The organism is Ancylobacter sp. IITR112 (assembly GCF_041415945.1).
Lineage (GTDB): Bacteria > Pseudomonadota > Alphaproteobacteria > Rhizobiales > Xanthobacteraceae > Ancylobacter.
In genome coordinates this window covers 4,105,959-4,122,535 of record NZ_JBGCUS010000001.1, presented here as the reverse complement: position 1 = coordinate 4,122,535, position 16,577 = coordinate 4,105,959, and the positions used below count along the sequence as shown (strand labels likewise).

The 16,577-nt window shown below is 67.4% G+C and carries 16 protein-coding genes; 5 read left to right on the top strand and 11 right to left on the bottom strand.

Annotated elements, in window-relative coordinates; translation table 11 throughout:
* Position 1: 1 nt before the first annotated feature.
* The 11 genes from AAC979_RS19585 to AAC979_RS19535 all read right to left on the bottom strand — a co-directional run bounded on the left by AAC979_RS19585 (position 2) and on the right by AAC979_RS19535 (position 10,570).
* Positions 2-1,720, bottom strand: a complete 1,719-nt coding sequence (locus tag AAC979_RS19585) for a putative PEP-binding protein (protein ID WP_371348559.1) — start codon at positions 1,718-1,720, stop codon at positions 2-4.
* Complete coding sequence (locus AAC979_RS19580) at positions 1,704-2,051, bottom strand: HPr family phosphocarrier protein (protein ID WP_371348558.1); 348 nt, start codon at positions 2,049-2,051, stop codon at positions 1,704-1,706. Before AAC979_RS19580 ends, AAC979_RS19585 begins: the two co-directional genes overlap by 17 nt.
* The gene (gene dhaM / locus AAC979_RS19575) at positions 2,051-2,452 is read right to left on the bottom strand and encodes a dihydroxyacetone kinase phosphoryl donor subunit DhaM (protein WP_371348557.1); all 402 of its coding nucleotides are present in this window, start codon (positions 2,450-2,452) and stop codon (positions 2,051-2,053) included. The genes AAC979_RS19580 and dhaM overlap by 1 nt, the downstream gene beginning before the upstream one ends.
* Positions 2,449-3,093 carry a dihydroxyacetone kinase subunit DhaL gene (gene dhaL / locus AAC979_RS19570; protein ID WP_371348556.1) on the bottom strand — a complete coding sequence of 215 codons (645 nt, stop codon included), beginning with the start codon at positions 3,091-3,093 and terminating at the stop codon, positions 2,449-2,451. Before dhaL ends, dhaM begins: the two co-directional genes overlap by 4 nt.
* A 26-nt stretch (positions 3,094-3,119) precedes the next feature.
* A complete protein-coding gene (locus AAC979_RS19565) occupies positions 3,120-4,754 on the bottom strand; it encodes a dihydroxyacetone kinase subunit DhaK (RefSeq protein WP_371348555.1) in 1,635 nt (544 codons plus the stop codon).
* 68 nt (positions 4,755-4,822) lie between these two features.
* Positions 4,823-5,839: an ABC transporter ATP-binding protein gene (locus tag AAC979_RS19560; RefSeq protein WP_371348554.1), complete on the bottom strand. Its 1,017-nt coding sequence runs from the start codon at positions 5,837-5,839 to the stop codon at positions 4,823-4,825.
* Entirely contained in the window at positions 5,832-6,944 is a 1,113-nt protein-coding gene (locus AAC979_RS19555; RefSeq protein ID WP_371348553.1) for an ABC transporter ATP-binding protein, read from the bottom strand. The genes AAC979_RS19560 and AAC979_RS19555 overlap by 8 nt, the downstream gene beginning before the upstream one ends.
* 4 nt (positions 6,945-6,948) lie before the next feature.
* The gene (locus AAC979_RS19550) at positions 6,949-7,170 is read right to left on the bottom strand and encodes a hypothetical protein (RefSeq protein WP_371348552.1); all 222 of its coding nucleotides are present in this window, start codon (positions 7,168-7,170) and stop codon (positions 6,949-6,951) included.
* Positions 7,167-8,120: a carbohydrate ABC transporter permease gene (locus AAC979_RS19545; RefSeq protein ID WP_371348551.1), complete on the bottom strand. Its 954-nt coding sequence runs from the start codon at positions 8,118-8,120 to the stop codon at positions 7,167-7,169. The genes AAC979_RS19550 and AAC979_RS19545 overlap by 4 nt, the downstream gene beginning before the upstream one ends.
* Positions 8,117-9,085 (bottom strand): carbohydrate ABC transporter permease, encoded by a 969-nt coding sequence (locus AAC979_RS19540; protein ID WP_371348550.1) that lies wholly within the window; start codon positions 9,083-9,085, stop codon positions 8,117-8,119. Before AAC979_RS19540 ends, AAC979_RS19545 begins: the two co-directional genes overlap by 4 nt.
* A 213-nt stretch (positions 9,086-9,298) precedes the next feature.
* A complete protein-coding gene (locus AAC979_RS19535; RefSeq protein WP_371349102.1) occupies positions 9,299-10,570 on the bottom strand; it encodes an ABC transporter substrate-binding protein in 1,272 nt (423 codons plus the stop codon).
* Positions 10,571-11,082: 512 nt separating this feature from the next.
* Between AAC979_RS19535 and glpD the strand changes: the two genes are divergently transcribed.
* The 5 genes from glpD to AAC979_RS19510 are packed head-to-tail and all read left to right on the top strand — an operon-like array spanning position 11,083 to position 16,574.
* Positions 11,083-12,633, top strand: coding sequence for a glycerol-3-phosphate dehydrogenase (gene glpD / locus AAC979_RS19530; protein WP_371348549.1), 1,551 nt, complete (start codon positions 11,083-11,085; stop codon positions 12,631-12,633).
* On the top strand, positions 12,630-13,739 hold the full coding sequence (locus tag AAC979_RS19525) for an ABC transporter ATP-binding protein (RefSeq protein WP_371348548.1): 1,110 nt from the start codon (positions 12,630-12,632) through the stop codon (positions 13,737-13,739). Before glpD ends, AAC979_RS19525 begins: the two co-directional genes overlap by 4 nt.
* A gap of 11 nt (positions 13,740-13,750) precedes the next feature.
* Positions 13,751-14,854, top strand: coding sequence for an ABC transporter ATP-binding protein (locus AAC979_RS19520; RefSeq protein WP_371348547.1), 1,104 nt, complete (start codon positions 13,751-13,753; stop codon positions 14,852-14,854).
* Positions 14,854-15,756, top strand: a complete 903-nt coding sequence (locus tag AAC979_RS19515) for a carbohydrate ABC transporter permease (protein ID WP_371348546.1) — start codon at positions 14,854-14,856, stop codon at positions 15,754-15,756. The genes AAC979_RS19520 and AAC979_RS19515 overlap by 1 nt, the downstream gene beginning before the upstream one ends.
* On the top strand, positions 15,753-16,574 hold the full coding sequence (locus AAC979_RS19510; RefSeq protein ID WP_371348545.1) for a carbohydrate ABC transporter permease: 822 nt from the start codon (positions 15,753-15,755) through the stop codon (positions 16,572-16,574). The genes AAC979_RS19515 and AAC979_RS19510 overlap by 4 nt, the downstream gene beginning before the upstream one ends.
* Positions 16,575-16,577 lie beyond the last annotated feature (3 nt).

Below are 16,577 nucleotides of genomic sequence, written 5' to 3'. Positions count from 1 at the left end.
CTCAATCCCGCTTCGCCCGTCCCGGAGCGCCGACGCCGGGCCGCGCCACCGCCGGCGCCGCCCGCAGCGCCGCCCGCACCGCATCGAGATGGGCCGGCGCCACGGAAAGCCCGTCGAGCCCCAGCGCGCACAGCCGCGCCGCCATCTCCGGCCGGGCGGCGAGGTCGCCACACAAATACACCGGCCGGCCGAGCGCACGGGCCGTGGCGCAGATCGTCTCCAGCAGCCGGAACATCGCCGTCTCCGCCCCCGCATAGAGCGGCGCCACCGCCGGATCGTCGCGCGCCGCCGCTGCGAGATACTGCATCAGGTCATTGGTGCCCACGGAAAAGAACGCCGCCTGCCCGAACAGATCGAGCGTCAGCGCCGCCGCCGGCACCTCCACCATGATGCCGAGCGGCGGGCGGCGACCTTCCACGCCCTGCCGCGCCAGCCGTGCCGCCTCCTCATCGAATAATTGCGCCATCGCCGCCAGTTCGTCCGGCAGCGTCACCATGGGCAGCAGCACGCTCACCGGGCCCAGCGCGCCGGCGCGGATCAGCGCCCGCGCCTGGATGCGGGCGAGATCGGGATGGGCGAGCAGGAAGCGCACCCCGCGCAGGCCGAGCGCGGCGGCCCGGTCGCCCTCGACGAGCCCGGCCAGCGCCTTGTCGCCGCCGAGATCGAACATGCGCAGCGTCGCCGGCTTGCCGGCGAGAGCGGCGAGCAGGCGGCGATAGATGGCGAGATGGCGCTCCTCGCTCAGCGCCTCGCCGGCATGGGCGAGCACGAATTCGGTCCGCACCAGCCCGATGCCGTCGACCGCCGCGGGATCGAGCCCGTCGAGCGCGGCGAGCGTGTCAATATTGGCGAACAGGCCCGGCCGGGATGCGCCGACCGGCGCGGCGGGGGCGGCAGGCCCGGGAGACCGGACGGCGGGAGAGGCGACGACGGCAGGCGCGGCGGCGGGAGAGGGGGTGGCAGGAGAGGTGGTGGCGGGGGGCGCGGTCGCGGCATCGGCCCCCCCAGCCTCCGGGTGCAGCCGGACGAGGCCGAGCGTGCCGTCGACCAGCAGCGGCTCGCCCGCCTCTCCCGGCAGGGCACCGAGCCCGACCACCATCGGCACGCCGCGCGCCCGCGCCAGCAGCGCGACATGGCTCGCCGCGCTGCCGGCCTTAAGCGCGATGGCGCCGCCCGCCGACCAGTCATGGGCGAGGAAGACGCTCGGCGGCATGTCGCGCCCGACATAAACCGACCCGGCGGGGAAATCGGCGCGGGTGCGGCCGGCCAGCGCGTCCAGCACGCGGTGCTGCAGGTCCATCAGGTCGGCGGCGCGCAGCGCGAAGGGATCGGGCGCGGCCGCATCGGTCTCTTCGGCCACACTGTCCGCCTCATCGGACTCACCGGCCATCTCGTTGATCCGCTCGTTCATCGCCGCCGCGAAGGCCAGCGCCGCACCCTCGCCACGGGCGATGCGTGCCAGCGCGGGCGCCAGCAATTCACCGTCGAGCAGAAGTTCGATCTGGAAATCGAGAATGGCGGCACTGTCGGCATCGGCCCCGGCCGCAAGAGCGCGCAATTCGGCGATGGCGCGCTCAATGGCGGCCTGCAGCGCCGCGCGCGGCTCCGCCGCTCCGTCGCCCGGCCCGGCGGGCACCGCCGGCTCGCCGGCCGGGAACAGCGGGCCGAGCGCCCGGCCCGGCGCAGCGGGCTGGCCGCGACGCTCACAGGGGGCGGCCATCGGCGCGCCCCGGCTTGCGATCCTCGTCGAAATCACGCCGCACCAGTTCGCTCAGCGCCGCGACGGCCTCCTGCGCCCGCGCGCCCTCTGCGCGGATTCGCAAGCGCGTTCCGCGTCTTATGCGGGCGCCGATGATCTTGACGATGCTCTTGCCATTGAGCCAGTCGGCCGATCCGTCGACCGCCACCTCGACCGTGCAGGGGAAGCTCTTGGCGAGGCGGGTAAAGGCGACGGAGGGCCGGGCATGCAGCCCGACGCCATGCGTGACCTCGACCTCGGCCTGGCAGCGATGGGCGGATGGCCGCACGAGGAGGGGGGGGGCGTCGGCCATCACGCGGACAACTCTTCCGCCGTCGCCACCACCCGGGCAAGGCTCGACCCGCCGGAAGCCTCCGCCGCCGCCACCACGGCGCCCTCCACCAGCGGCGCGTTGCAGATGGCGACCTTGGCCGCGCGCGCCGGGCCGAGCCGCTCCACCGCCATCTCGCTATTGGTCTCCGCCCCGCCGAGATCGACGAAGATGGCGACGCCCGCCTCCGACCAGGCCTGCTCGATGGCGGCAAGGATCCCTGCGACATGGGTGCCAAGACCGCCCTCCACGTTGCCCCCGCTCCAGGCCAGCGGCACGCATCCCCCCACCATCTGACGCACCATGTCGGCCGCGCCCTGGGCGACCAGAGGCGAGTGCGACACGATCACGATGCCGACATTGGCGCCGCGCGCGGGGGTCATGATGGGGCATGCTCCTGGAAATACTGGCAAATCGTCGTGGCGAGCAAGGCACAGCTAGAGGCGCCGGGGTCCTCGTGACCGACAGAACGCGCGCCGAGATAGGACGCCCGGCCGCGCCGCGCCAGCATCATTTGCGTGGCCTGTGCGGCATCGCGGGCGCAGGCGGCGATGCGGGCGGGGGCCGCATGGCGGGCGATCTCCACCTGCACGGGGTAGAGCACGTCGAGCAGCGTCTTGTCGCCGGGCCCGGAACGGCCGCGCCGGGCGACGGCGGCGACGGCCTGCGCCAGCGCGGCGGCGAAATCGGCAGGCGCGATACGGAGCGGCGCGGACGGGGGAGGCGTCTCGCCGCCGGCGAGGCCCCGCCCCAGTTCCATCAGCAGCGTGCCATAGAGCGGTCCGGCGGCGCCGCCGATGCTCATGACCAGCACCAGCCCGATGCGCTCCAGCGCCGCCGGCAGCGGCAGGGCGGAAATCTCCGCGCGCTCGCGATGCACCGCCTCCAGCCCACGCCGCATATTGGCGCCGTGGTCGCCATCGCCGATCGCGCTGTCGAGCCGGCCGAGATGCTCGCAGTTCCGCTCGATCTGCGCCCGGCACAGCTCGATGAGTTCGGCGACATTGGCGGCATCAAGCGGCATCGTCCTCGTCCCTCGCCCGCCGGCCGTCAGCCGCCGGCGGCCAGCGCCTCGAACACCCGCGCCACCGCGACCGCGCCGGGATCGGGCGAGCCTTCCAGATCGCGCGCGGCGACATAGGCCGCGCGGCCGGCGCGCGCTTGCGCCATGGTTCGGGTAGCCTCCGCCCCGGCCGTCGCCGCAGCCGCCGCGCCCGCGAGGTCACTCGCGGCGAGCGCCCTCAGCGCCGGGTCGAGCGCGTCGATCATGGTGCGGTCGCCCGGCGCGGCGCCGCCATAGAATTTCATGCGATCGAGGCCGGCAAGCAGGGCGGCGGCAAGATCCTGTCCCTCGCCGCGCGCCTGGCCGGCAGCGGTGAAGAAGATGGACAGCAGCACGCCGCTCGATCCGCCCATAGCGCTGCCGAGCACCGCGCCGATGGCCTTGAGCGTGGCGGCGGCATCGGCCAGCGGAAGGCGGTCAAGACAGGCCAGCACGGCGCGGGCGCCGGTGGTGGCGGTGGTGCCGGTGTCGCCGTCGCCGGCGCGGGCGTCGAGCCGGTTCAACTCCTCCTCCAACCCGACAAGCGTCGTGCAGACGCTGCGGATCACCGCCTCGGTGGCGGCGTCGGCGCTGGCGGCAATGTTCGTCGCGCGCGGCGCGGTCGGCGCCGCCTCAATCGCCACGGTGCCGGTTGGAACCGCCGGCCGCCACGCCAGCGGCTCGGCCGCAGCGGTGAGCGCCGCCTCGCGCTCTGGGTCGAGCTTGAGGTAGGACAGCGAAAAGCCGTTCATGTTCAAGGCGGTCATAAGCGGCGCCGGCCCGATGACCAGCTTCACCCCACGCCCCAGATCGGAGGCGAGCAATGCCTCGGCGATCAGGCTCATCTCCAGAGGCGGCACTGAACCGAGATTATTGATCAGCAGTGCATAGGCGGCCGCGGGATCGAGGCGGGCGCCGAGCCTTTGGTGCATCAGCGCGACGATGTCGCTCGCCGGCAGAAGCGGGATGCGCTCCACGCCAGGCTCGCCATGGATGCCGAGGCCGAGTTCGCCCTCCTGCGCCCCCAATCGCCCCTCGAAGGGCTGGCCGGGTATCGAGCAGGAGGACAGCGAGACGCCGAGCGAGGCAATGTCGGCCGCCGCCGCCCGGGCGGCGGTGGCGACGGTCGCGAGGTCCGCGCCGGTCTCGGCGAGATGGCCGGCGATCTTGTGCACGAACAGTGTTCCGGCCACCCCGCGCGGCTGGGGAATGTCCGGCAGGGCGATGTCGTCGGCCACGATCGCCATTTCAACATTGTAGCCTTCCGTGCGGGCGCGCTCGGCGGCGAGGCCGAAATTCAGCCGGTCTCCCGTGTAGTTCTTGACGACGAGGAGGCAACCCGGCGCGCCGGTGACGGCGCGGATGGCGGTGAGCACTGCCTCGACACTAGGCGAGGCGAAGATCTCGCCGGAGACAGCGGCGGTGAGCAGGCCCCGTCCGACGAAGCCGGCATGGGAAGGTTCATGCCCGGCGCCGCCGCCGGAGATGACGGCGACCTTTGACTTGTCCCAGTCCGCCCGCAGGATGACCCTGATGTCCGGATAAGTGTCGAGCCGGGTCAGGCGACCGGGAGGCGTGGTGCGCAGGAGGCCGTCCAGCGCCTCGGTGACGATGCTGTCCCGACGATTGAAGAAATGTTTCATGGCGCCTTCCCCTCGTTCGACGCGGCATCTGGCACGGGTGCCTTCCGCCCTCAAGGCACGTTGCCTGCTTAGGTGAGTCTTTGGCCGTCCGGGCCGAAATAGAGTGGATTCTTCAAGGTCAGGTTGATGCTGTCGCCTGGAGCCACCGCCATTTCGGGATCGGCGAGGGTCACCAGCTTGTGCGTGCCGAGCTGAATATGCAGGTGGTTCTGATCGCCGAGATGTTCGATCCAGTCCACCCGCGCATTGCCGCGATCCTCGCGGGACAGCACGATGTGTTCCGTCCGCGCGCCGATGGTGCGGGTGCCGGGCGGAATCGGTACCTCCGGGACGAGGCCGACGGGAAGAAGATTGATGTGCGGCTGGCCGAGCCGGGCGGCGACATGCAGATTGGCCGGGCTGGCATAGATGTCGCGCGGTGTGCCGATCTGCACCAACCGCCCCTCGGCGAGAATGCCGATGCGGTCGGCCATGGTCATCGCTTCGATCTGGTCATGGGTGACGTAGAGCAGCGTCGCGCCAAGTTCCTTTTGAATGCGCTTCAGTTCCAGCCGCAATTCGCCGCGCAGCTTGGCGTCCAGCGAGGAAAGCGGCTCGTCCATGAGATAGATGGACGGCCGGCGCACCAGCGCACGGCCGATCGCCACGCGCTGCATCTCGCCGCCGGAGAGACGGGTGGAGCGGTTCTCAAGCTTGTGGTCGATGCGGACCATCTTCGCCACCTCGCGCACCCGCGCGTCGATGGCCGCGCCGTCCATGCGCCACGCCGGGGAGCGCAGCGGGAAGGCCAGGTTCTCGTAGACGGTGAGGTGCGGATAGAGCGAATATTGCTGAAAGACGAAGGCGACATCGCGGCTCGCCGGCGCGAGCCCCGCCATCGGCCGCCCACCAATGCTCACCGTACCGGCATCCGGTGTCTCCAGCCCGGCGATAAGGCGCAGCGTCGTCGTCTTTCCCGCGCCGGTGGGGCCGAGAAGGACGACGAATTCGCCGTCGGCGATATGCAGGTCGATACCGTCGACCGCCCGCTTGGCCCCGCCTTTGCCGAAACTCTTGCTGATGCCGTTGAGCGTCACGTCAGCCATGGCGGGCCTCCCGGCGCAACGCGCCCTCGTGAAGGGCGGAAGGAATGACGCGGCCGGAGCCGGCGTCGAACAGCGATAGCCGGTCGCTCTTGAAGGTGAGCCCGACCGGCTCGCCGATGCGGTAGCTCTGCTCAGCGGCAAGCCGCGCGCGCACCAACCCGCCCTCCGTCTCCACCGTCACGATCTGGTTAGTGCCGAGATATTCGCTGCCATAGACCGCGCCGCGCAGCGGCGAGGCATCGGAGAAGCGCACATGTTCGGGACGCACACCCAGCGCCAGAGGCCCAGGGGCGACGTCAGCGCGCAGCTCCGGCATTGCCACCTCCGCCGCGCCGATCCGCGCCGTGCGCGCCCCCCGCGCCAGCCCTCCGGTGAAGCGGATGAAGTTCATCGGCGGCGAACCGATGAAATCGGCGACATACATGGAGGCGGGCCGATCATAGATCTCCTGCGGCGTGCCGAACTGCTCGATCACGCCGTGATTCATCACGGCGATCTTGTCGGCCATCGCCATGGCTTCGATCTGGTCATGGGTGACATAGACCGTGGTGGCGTGGATACGATTGTGCAGTTCGCGCAGTTCGCGCACCATCACCTCGCGGAATTCGGCGTCGAGCGTGCCGAGCGGCTCGTCCATGAGGAAGCACATCGGCCGGCGGACGATGGCCCGCCCAAGCGCCACGCGCTGGCGATCGCCGCCCGCCAGACCCGAGACTGGGCGGTCGAGAATATGGTCGATCTGGAGAAGCCGCGCCGTCTCCTCGACCCGCGCCTTGATCTCCGCCTTCGGCACGCCCTGCGCCAGCAGCGGGAAGCCGATATTCTTGCGCACATTCATGTGCGGGTAGAGCGCGAAGAGCTGGAAGACGAAGGCGATGTCGCGCTCGCTGGCGCGCTTGTAGGTCACATCCTCGCCCCCCAGCCGGATCGTGCCCCCTGTCGGGAGTTCCAGCCCGGCGATCATGCGCAGCGTCGTGGTCTTGCCGCAGCCGGAAGGACCGAGCAAGGCGAGGAACTCGCCATCCGCCACGGCGAAGCTCGACTCCTTGACGGCGATGAACTCGCCGAAGGCCTTGCGTAGATTCTCGACCCTGATCTCGGCCATGCGCCTACTCCGGGAACTTGGACACGATCATGAACATGAACGTGCCGGCGAGAAGGGTGACGAGGGAATAGGTGTAGAGCACCAGCGCGAAGGGCTGGAACAGCATGAGGAAGCCAAGGCCGATGAGGGTGACGGCGACCGCCTCCATCGGCCCGCGCCGCAGGAAGAAGGGGCGGGAGGGCTTCGCCGGAGCGAGGCTGCGCGGGGAGTGAACAGGCTCGCTCATTTGCGCACCGCCCCGAAAGTGATGCCGCGCAGCAACTGCTTGCGCAGGAGAATGGTGAAGACGAGGATCGGCACGAGGAAGATCGTCGTGCCCGCCGCCACGGCCGGCCAGTCCTGCCCGCCCTCGCCAATGATGGTGGGGATGAAGGGCGGCGCGGTCTGGGCGCTGCCGGAGGTGAGCAGCGAGGCGAAGGCGTATTCGTTCCAGGCGAAGATCAGGCAGAAGATCGCGGTGGCGGCGATGCCGGTGGTCGCCTGCGGCAGCACCACCTTGCGGAAGGCCTGCAGCCGGGAATAGCCGTCGATCATCGCCGCCTCTTCATATTCACGCGGGATCTCGTCGATGAAGCCCTTGAGCAGCCACACGGCGAGCGAGACGTTCACGGCGGTGTAGAGCAGCATCATGCCGAGCGCGGTATCGGAAAGGCCGAGCTGCCGGTACATGAGGTAGATCGGGATCGCGACCGCGATGGGCGGCATCATCCGGGTGGAGAGAATGAAGAACAGCAGGTCGTCCGCCAGCGGCACCTTGAAACGCGAGAATCCATAGGCAGCAAGCGTGCCGAGCCCGACGGCGAGGAAGGTCGAGCCAAAAGCGATGATCAGCGAATTGGTGAAGCGCGGCAGGAAGTTGGACGGCCCGGCGATCACCATGTTGCGCTGGCGGGTCACGGCATCGCACACGCCGTCCGGCGGTGGGAGTGAGGCGATGTATTCCGGTGTCTGCCGCGTGCGGGTGGTGAAGAGGTTGCAGTACCCCTCCAGCGACGGCGTGAACAGGATCTTCGGCGGATAGGAGATCGAATCCGGCGGCGACTTGATCGAGGTGAGGAAAATCCACACCAGCGGAATCATGGTGATGACCGCGTAGAGGATCACCAGAGTGGCGGCGATGCGCTTGGAACGGGCGCTCGGCTCGACGACTGAATGGGCGGTGTTTGCCGAGCTCATCGTTGCTTCACCCTGTTGAGCGCCTTGACGTAGATGTTGGCGAGGCCGAACACCGCGACGAACAGCACGATGGCAAAGGCGGAGGATCGCCCGGTCGCCCACGCCTCGAAGGCGTCGCGCTTGAGCGCGATGGAGGCGACCTCGGTGGTCGAGCCGGGTCCGCCGCCGGTGAGCAGGTTGACCATGTCGAACATCTTGAAGTTCTCGATGCCACGGAACAGCACAGCCAGCATGATGAAGGGCAGCGCCATCGGCACGGTGATCGACCAGAACTGCCGCCAGTTCGACGCGCGATCGACTTCCGCCGCTTCATAGATGTAGTCGGGAATGGAGCGCAGCCCGGCGAGGCAGATCAGCATCACATAGGGCGTCCACATCCAGGTATCGACGATGATGATCGCCCAGGGCGCCAGGTTGACGCTGCCGAGCATCTGGATCTCCGAGGTTGGAATGCCGGTGAGGAAGGAAACGGCATAGGCGAACAGGCCGATCTGCGGCTCATAGAGGAACCGCCAGAAATTGCCGACCACGGCCGGCGACAGCATCATCGGGATGAGGATGAGCGTCGTCCAGAAGGCGTGGCCACGGAACTTGCGGTCGATGAGATAGGCCAGCGCGAAGCCGATCACCGTCTGGAGAAGGATGGTCCAGAACACGAAATGCGCCGTGGTCTGCATCGAGGCCCAGATATCGGGGTCGTTCAGCACCCGCGAATAATTGCCGAGGCCGACATTCTTCACCTCCGCATTGGGGCGGTTGGCGCGGTAGTTGGTGAAGGAGAGGTAGATCGCCCAGAACAGCGGGAAGATGTTGATCGCCAGCAGCAGCGCGATGGTGGGCGCGATGAACAGCCAGGCAATCGCCTTGTCGGAAAGCGCCCGTACCCGCCTCACGAGAGGTTCCGGGGTTGCCCGCACCGCCGCCTCGGCGGCCTTGTCGGCATAGGTGTGTGGAGATGTCGTCACGCGCGCCCTCGCTGGCGTCGGCGGAAAAGGGGCGATCCGGTGGGTCTCGGGATGAGCCGGATCGCCCGCGGGAGGAAGCGGAGCCTACTCCCTCTCCCCGCCGGGGAGAGGATGGGGCAAGGGGTGGGAGGCGCTGGACGCGCAGCTCACCCGCTCACCGACCCGCTTGGCGGGCCCCTCTCCCATCGGGGAGAGGGTCACATGGTCGCGATCTCAGATCTTGCCGTCTTCCTTGAAGATCTCGGTCCAGTCCTTTTCGAGACCGTCGAGAGCCTCCTTTGCCGTGCCCTTGCCGGCGACGACATAGTCATGCACCCGCTTCTGCATCGCCTGCAGCAGTTCGGCGTAAGACGGCTCGGCCCAGAAATCCTTCACGATCGCCATCGATTCCAGGAAGGCCGGCGCATAGGGCTGGCTGGTCTTGAAGTCGGGAGCGTCGACCACCGCCTTCAGGCAGGAATAGCCGCCGAGTTGCCACCACTTGGCCTGCACCTGCGGCTGGGCGAACCACTTGATGTACTGAAGGGCGGCGTCGCGCTTGTCCGAGTAGGACACCACCGAGATGCCCTGCCCGCCCAGCTGGGCGTAATGATACTTCTCCGCCGGGTTGGGGAAGAAGCCGATGCGGTCGCCGCCGACTTTCTCGTCCTTGTAGAGGCCGGGCCAGGTGAAGGCGAAGTTCATCTGCATCGCCACCTGCCCGGACTTGAAGGCGTCGGCCGATTCCACCATGTAGACGTTGGATGCGCCGGGCGGGGTGCAGCAATCGTAAAGCGCCTTGTAGAATTCGAGGCCCTTGATGGCGTCCGGCGAATTCACATAGCCCTGCATGTCGTAGGGCTTCTTGGGGTTGTCATACATGAAGCCCCAATCATACAGGACGTTGGTCACGCCCATCGTGATGCCTTCCGACCCGCGCTCGGTGTAGATCGAGGCGCCATAGACGGTCTTGCCGTCGATCTGCCGCTTCTGGAAGAATTCGGCGATCTGCTTGAGCTGGTCATAGGTCTTCGGCGCGTCGAGGTCCCAGCCGTACTTCGCCTTGAATTCCTTCTGGATCTCCGGGCGCGTGAACCAGTCCTTGCGGTAGGTCCAGCCCACCACGTCGCCCATCGCCGGCAGGGCCCAGTAGTTCGGCGTGTTCTTCGGCCATTCGGAATAGCCGACGACGGTCGCGGGAACGAAGTCATCCATCTTGATGCCTTCCTTCGCGAAAAAGTCGTTCAGCTTCACGTAATGCCCGTTCTCCGCCGCGCCGCCGACCCACTGGCTGTCGCCGATGATGAGGTCGCACAGCTTGCCGCGCGAATTCAGTTCATTGAGGAAGCGGTCGGCATAGCTGGTCCACGGGACGAACTCGAACTTCATGTCGATGCCGGTCTTGGCGGTGAAGTCCTTGGACAGCTCCACCAGCGCATTGGCCGGGTCCCAGGCCGCCCAGCACAGCGTGAGTTGCTCGGCCTTCGCCGCCTGCGGCACGGACATCAGCGCGCAAACGGCCGTCGCCCCGAGAAGGGGTATCCACTGCTTCAGCATGCTCTCCTCCCAGAGAACGAGGGGCTTTTTGCCCCTTTCATGGCTCACCGTGGCGCAAGGCGCGCCGGAACGATTTAGCTTTGTGTTTAGTTATGCGCCGATCGCTCAACATGACAAGAGCAAATCGTTGCTGCACCGCAGCGGTGCCGGAAGACCGCACGGCCGATGTCGCCGACGCGGCGCGGCCTTGCTTAGGATCAGGGAAGTGCGCGTCGACAGGCCGAGAGACGCCGCGCGGCTGGGCCTCTACGCCGTCGCCGTTGCGCAGCGTCGCCGGAGGCGACAAGCGGTGCGGCTGGCATGCCAGCGGAATGCCACGGAATTGCTGCAATGCACCTAAACGAAGGTTCGCTTCTTTCGATTTGACGCTATTGCGACCAAAAACACTTTCGTATAGCGTCGATATGAAGATAAAAACGAAAGCGCTACTGACCTAAAGCAGCGCACCGGGAGACACGCCTTTGAACGCTCGCACCTTGGACGAGATTTACGACCTTGCGATCATTGGCGGGGGCGTGAATGGCTGCGGCATCGCCCGCGACGCGGCGGGCCGGGGCGTCTCCGTGGTGCTGCTGGAACAGGGCGATTTCGCTGGCGCCACCTCTTCCGCCTCCACCAAGCTCATCCATGGTGGGCTGCGCTATCTCGAACATTACGAGTTCCGGCTGGTGCATGAGGCGCTGGCCGAACGCGAAGTGCTGTGGGCGATCGCCCCGCACATTATCTGGCCGCTGCGCTTCGTCCTGCCCCACCACGCCGGCCTGCGCCCGGCCTGGCTGCTGCGCCTCGGCCTTTTCCTGTACGACCATCTCGGCGGGCGCAAGCTGTTGCCGTCGACGCGCACGCTCGACCTCGCGCGCGACCCGGCTGGCCGGCCGCTGCGCGAGGGCTATCGCCGCGCTTTTGAATATTCCGACTGCTGGGTGGAGGACAGCCGCCTGGTGGTGCTGAATGCGCTCGATGCGGCCGAGCGCGGCGCTGACATACGCCGGAGCACCCGCGTCGTCTCCGCCAGCCGCGAGCCTGAATTCTGGCGTATCGAATTCGAGGAGGACGGCGCACGCCGCGTCGTCAATGCCCGCGCGCTGGTCAATGCCGCCGGCCCCTGGGTGCACGATGTTCTGGCGCATGTGTTGCGCGCCAACTCGCCCGCCAATGTCCGCCTGGTCCAGGGCAGCCATATCGTCGTGCCCCGGCTCTACGACCATGACCGCGCCTACATCTTCCAGAACGCCGATGGGCGCATCATCTTCGCCATTCCCTATGAGCAGGACTTCACCCTCATCGGCACCACCGACCGGGATTTCGGCAGCACGCCGAGCAAGCCGGTGGCGAGCGAGGAGGAGATCGCCTATCTCTGCGCCGCCGCCAGCGAGTATTTCAGCCGCCCGGTGACGCCGGGCGATGTGGTGTGGACCTATTCCGGCGTCCGACCGCTTTATGACGACGGCGCGTCCAAGGCGCAGGAAGCCACGCGCGATTATGTGCTGGAACTGGACGACCAGGACGGGCGGGTGCCGGTTCTCTCGGTGTTCGGCGGCAAGATCACCACCTATCGCCGTCTTGCCGAGCACGCGATCGAGAAGCTGACGCCCTATCTTCCCGGCGCGTCGAAGGCGTCGTGGACGGGCACCGCGCCGCTTCCCGGGGGGGATTTCGGCGTGCACGACCAGCCTCGCATCATAGCCCAGTTGCTGCGCTCCCATCCCTGGCTCGATGAACGCCTCGCCCGCCGGCTGGTGGTGGCGTATGGCACGCGGGCCATGCGCATTCTCGACGGCACCCGTGCGGCCGGCGACCTCGGGCGGGTGTTCGGGGCCGACCTGACCGAGGCAGAGGTGCGCTACCTGATGCGTGAAGAGTGGGCTCGTACCGCCGAGGATGTGCTATGGCGGCGTTCCAAGCTCGGCCTGCGCTTCTCCGCTGAGGAGACGGCGGCGCTCGATGCCTTCATGGCCGAGAGCGTATTGCCGCGCGCGGCGCCGGCTTCGCTGCGGGGTATTGCGCAATGACACTCGAACTCGCCCATGTCTCGCGCAGCGTGCGCGGCGTCCCCTTCATCCGCGATGTGTCGCTGCGCCTGGAGCGCGGCAGCCTGAACGTGCTGCTCGGCGCCACCCTTGCCGGCAAGACCAGCCTGATGCGTCTGATGGCCGGCCTCGACGCGCCGACCTCCGGCCGGGTGCTGGTGGATGGTCGCGATGTCACCGGCCTGTCGGTGAAAAAGCGCAGCGTCGCCATGGTCTACCAGCAGTTCATCAACTACCCCGCGCTGACGGTGTATGAGAACATCGCCTCGCCGCTGCGGGTGGCGGGCCTCCCCAGAGCGGAGATAGAGGAGCGTGTGCTGTCGGCGGCGAAGCTGCTGAAGCTGGAGCCCTACCTCCAGCGCACCCCGCTGGCTCTCTCCGGCGGCCAGCAGCAGCGTACCGCCATCGCCCGCGCGCTGGTGAAGCGCGCCGATCTCGTCCTGCTCGACGAGCCGCTTGCCAATCTCGACTACAAGCTGCGCGAGGAACTGCGCGAAGAGCTGCCGCGCATCTTCGCCTCAACCGGCGCCGTGTTCGTCTATGCCACCACGGAGCCGACCGAGGCGCTGCTGCTCGGCGGGAACACCGCCGCGCTACTCGAAGGCGCGGTGACCCAATTCGGGCCCACGGCCGAGGTGTATCGGGGCCCGGCGAACCTCGCCACCGCGCGCGTCTTCTCAGACCCGCCGCTCAACGCGCTGCGCGTGAAGAAGCAGGGACACACCGTGCTGATGGAGAATGGCACCGTGCTGCCGGCGCACGGCCCGCTCGCCCATGTGCCGGATGGCCGCTACACGATTGGCGTGCGCGCCCATCATCTCGAAGTGGAAGATGTCGCCACCGCCGAGCGCATCGCCGGCGACGGGCTCATCCGTCTTGGCGCGACCATCGCGGTGACCGAAGTCACGGGTTCGGAGAGCTTCCTGCATATGGATATGGGCGCGGAACGCCTCACCGCGCTGGTTCCCGGCGTGCGGCGGCTGGAACCGGACGCGCCGGTGGAAGTGCTGATCGACCCCCGCCACATCCTGCTGTTCGACGCTGACGAGCGCCGTGTCGCGCCCGCCCGCGATGCGGCGGCGGCCTGAGGGAGAGCACCATGGCCAGCATCACCCTCGACGGTCTCGCCCATGCCTACCGGCCTGATCCGCGCGGCCCGCAGGACTATGCGCTGAAAGAGATCAACCATGTCTGGCGCCAAGGCGGCGCCTATGCGTTGCTCGGACCTTCCGGCTGCGGCAAGACCACGCTGCTCAACATCATTTCCGGCCTCGTCATCCCGACGCGCGGGCGCATCCTGTTCGACGGCCGCGATGTCACGCGGCTGCCGACCGAAGCGCGCAACATTGCTCAGGTGTTTCAGTTTCCGGTCGTCTACGACACGATGACGGTGCGCGAGAACCTGGCCTTTCCGCTGAAGAACCGGAAGATGCCGCGCGAAGCGATCGCCCGCCGCGTCGAGGAAATCGCCAGCCGGCTCGACATGACCTCCGTGCTCGACCGCAAGGCTTCCAACCTCACCGCCGACGCCAAGCAGAAGATCTCGCTCGGTCGCGGTCTTGTACGCGAGGATGTCGCGGCGATCCTGTTCGACGAGCCGCTGACCGTCATCGACCCCCACTTGAAATGGCAGTTGCGTTCCTCGCTGAAGGAACTGCACCGCGCCCTCGATCTCACCATGATCTATGTGACGCACGACCAGACCGAGGCGCTGACCTTCGCCGACACCGTCGTCGTCATGCATGACGGCGCCGTGGTGCAGACCGGCACGCCGGAAGAGCTGTTCGAGCGCCCCGCCCACACCTTTGTCGGCCATTTCATCGGCTCGCCGGGCATGAATGTGCTGCCGGTGAAGGTCGAGGGGCGCACCGCCCATGTGGGTGACGTCGCCATTGCGCTGGAGCGGGCCTATCCCGCCCTGCCTCCGGGGGAACGGATCGAACTCGGCGTGCGGCCGGAATTCGCCACGCTGGCGAGGCCGGGCCACGGCCTGCCCGTGAAGGTGACGCGCATCGAGGATATCGGGCGCGCCCGCATCGCCCGCATCGAGATTTCCGGCAATCCGGCGGCGGCCATGGTCCCGGAGGCTCTGTCGCTCGACGGCGATAGCGCCGGCCTGACGCTCGATCCCCGGCAGATCCACATCTACGCCAATGGCGTGCTGGTGCCCGGCGCGCCCGCCGGCCGCGAGGGAGTTGCGTGATGGACAAGCCCGTCAACAACCGCGCCTGGCTGCTGGTCGCCCCGGTTTTCCTCATCGTCGCCTTCTCGGCCATCGTGCCGATCATGACGGTGGTGAACTATTCGGTGCAGGACACCTTCGGCAACAACCAGTTCTTCTGGAACGGCCTTGGCTGGTTCCAGGAGTTGCTCGATCCCTCCACGGAACTCGGCGGGCGCTTCCTCGACGCGCTGTGGCGAAATCTTCTCTTCTCCGCCATCATCCTCGCCATCGAGGTGCCGCTCGGCATCCTCGTCGCGCTGTCCATGCCACGCGAGGGCTGGAAGGTCGCCGCGACGCTGGTGATCATGGCGCTGCCGCTACTGATTCCGTGGAACGTCGTCGGCACCATCTGGCAGGTGTTCGCGCGCGGCGATATCGGCCTCGCGGGCTGGGCGATCAACGCTCTCGGCATCGAGTACAACTACACGGGCGATCCGCTGGCGGCCTGGATCACCATCGTGGTGATGGATGTGTGGCATTGGACCAGCCTCGTCGCGCTGTTGTGCTATGCCGGCCTCAAGTCGATCCCCGACGCCTATTACCAGGCCGCACGGATCGACGGCGCCTCCCGCTGGGCCATCTTCACCACTATCCAATTGCCGAAGATGAAGCGGGTTCTGCTGATCGCGGTGCTGCTGCGCTTCATGGACAGCTTCATGATCTACACCGAGCCCTTCGTGCTCACCGGCGGCGGGCCTGGCAACGCCACCACCTTCCTGTCCATCGACCTCGTGAAGATCGCCCTCGGCCAGTTCGATCTCGGCAAGGCGGCGGCGATGAGCCTCGTCTACAACCTCATCGTGCTTGCCCTCTGCTGGGTCTTCTACACCGTGATGACGCATGCCGGGACCGAGCGCCGGCAGGAGGAGAACCCGGCATGAGCGCCTCGTCCCACGCCTCCTCGCGCGGCGGCACCCTCGTCATGGTGCTGTATCTCGCCTTCCTGATCCTGCCGATCTACTGGCTCGTGAATATGAGCCTGAAGACGAATTTCGAGATCAATTCAGGCGTCACCCTGTGGCCGAACGACATCACGTTCGAGCACTATATCAAGATCTTCACCGATTCGAGCTGGTACTCCGGCTACATCAACTCGCTGACCTATGTGGCGCTGAACACCATCATCTCGATCACGCTGGCGCTGCCGGCAGCCTATGCGTTCTCGCGCTACAGCTTTGTCGGCGAGAAGCACCTTTTCTTCTGGCTGCTGTCGAACCGCATGGCCCCTCCAGCCGTGTTCGCGCTGCCCTTCTTCAATCTCTATTCGGCCATCGGCCTGTTCGACACGCCCTGGGCCGTGGCGCTGGCGCATTGCCTGTTCAATGTGCCACTCGCCGTGTGGATTCTCGAAGGCTTCATGTCCGGCGTGCCGCGTGAGATCGACGAGACGGCGGCGATCGACGGCTATTCCTTCCCGCGCTTCTTCATCAAGATCTTCATGCCACTGATCGCGAGCGGCATCGGCGTTGCCGCCTTCTTCTGCTTCATGTTCTCCTGGGTGGAACTGCTGCTGGCGCGTACGCTGACTGCCACCAACGCCAAGCCGATCGCGGTGACGATGACCCGTACCGTCTCGGCCGCCGGCATGGACTGGGGCCTGCTGGCCGCCGCCGGCGTGCTGACCATCATCCCCGGCGCGCTCGTCATCTGGTTCGTGCGCAACTACATCGCCAAGGGCTTTGCCCTCGGGCGGGTATGAGGA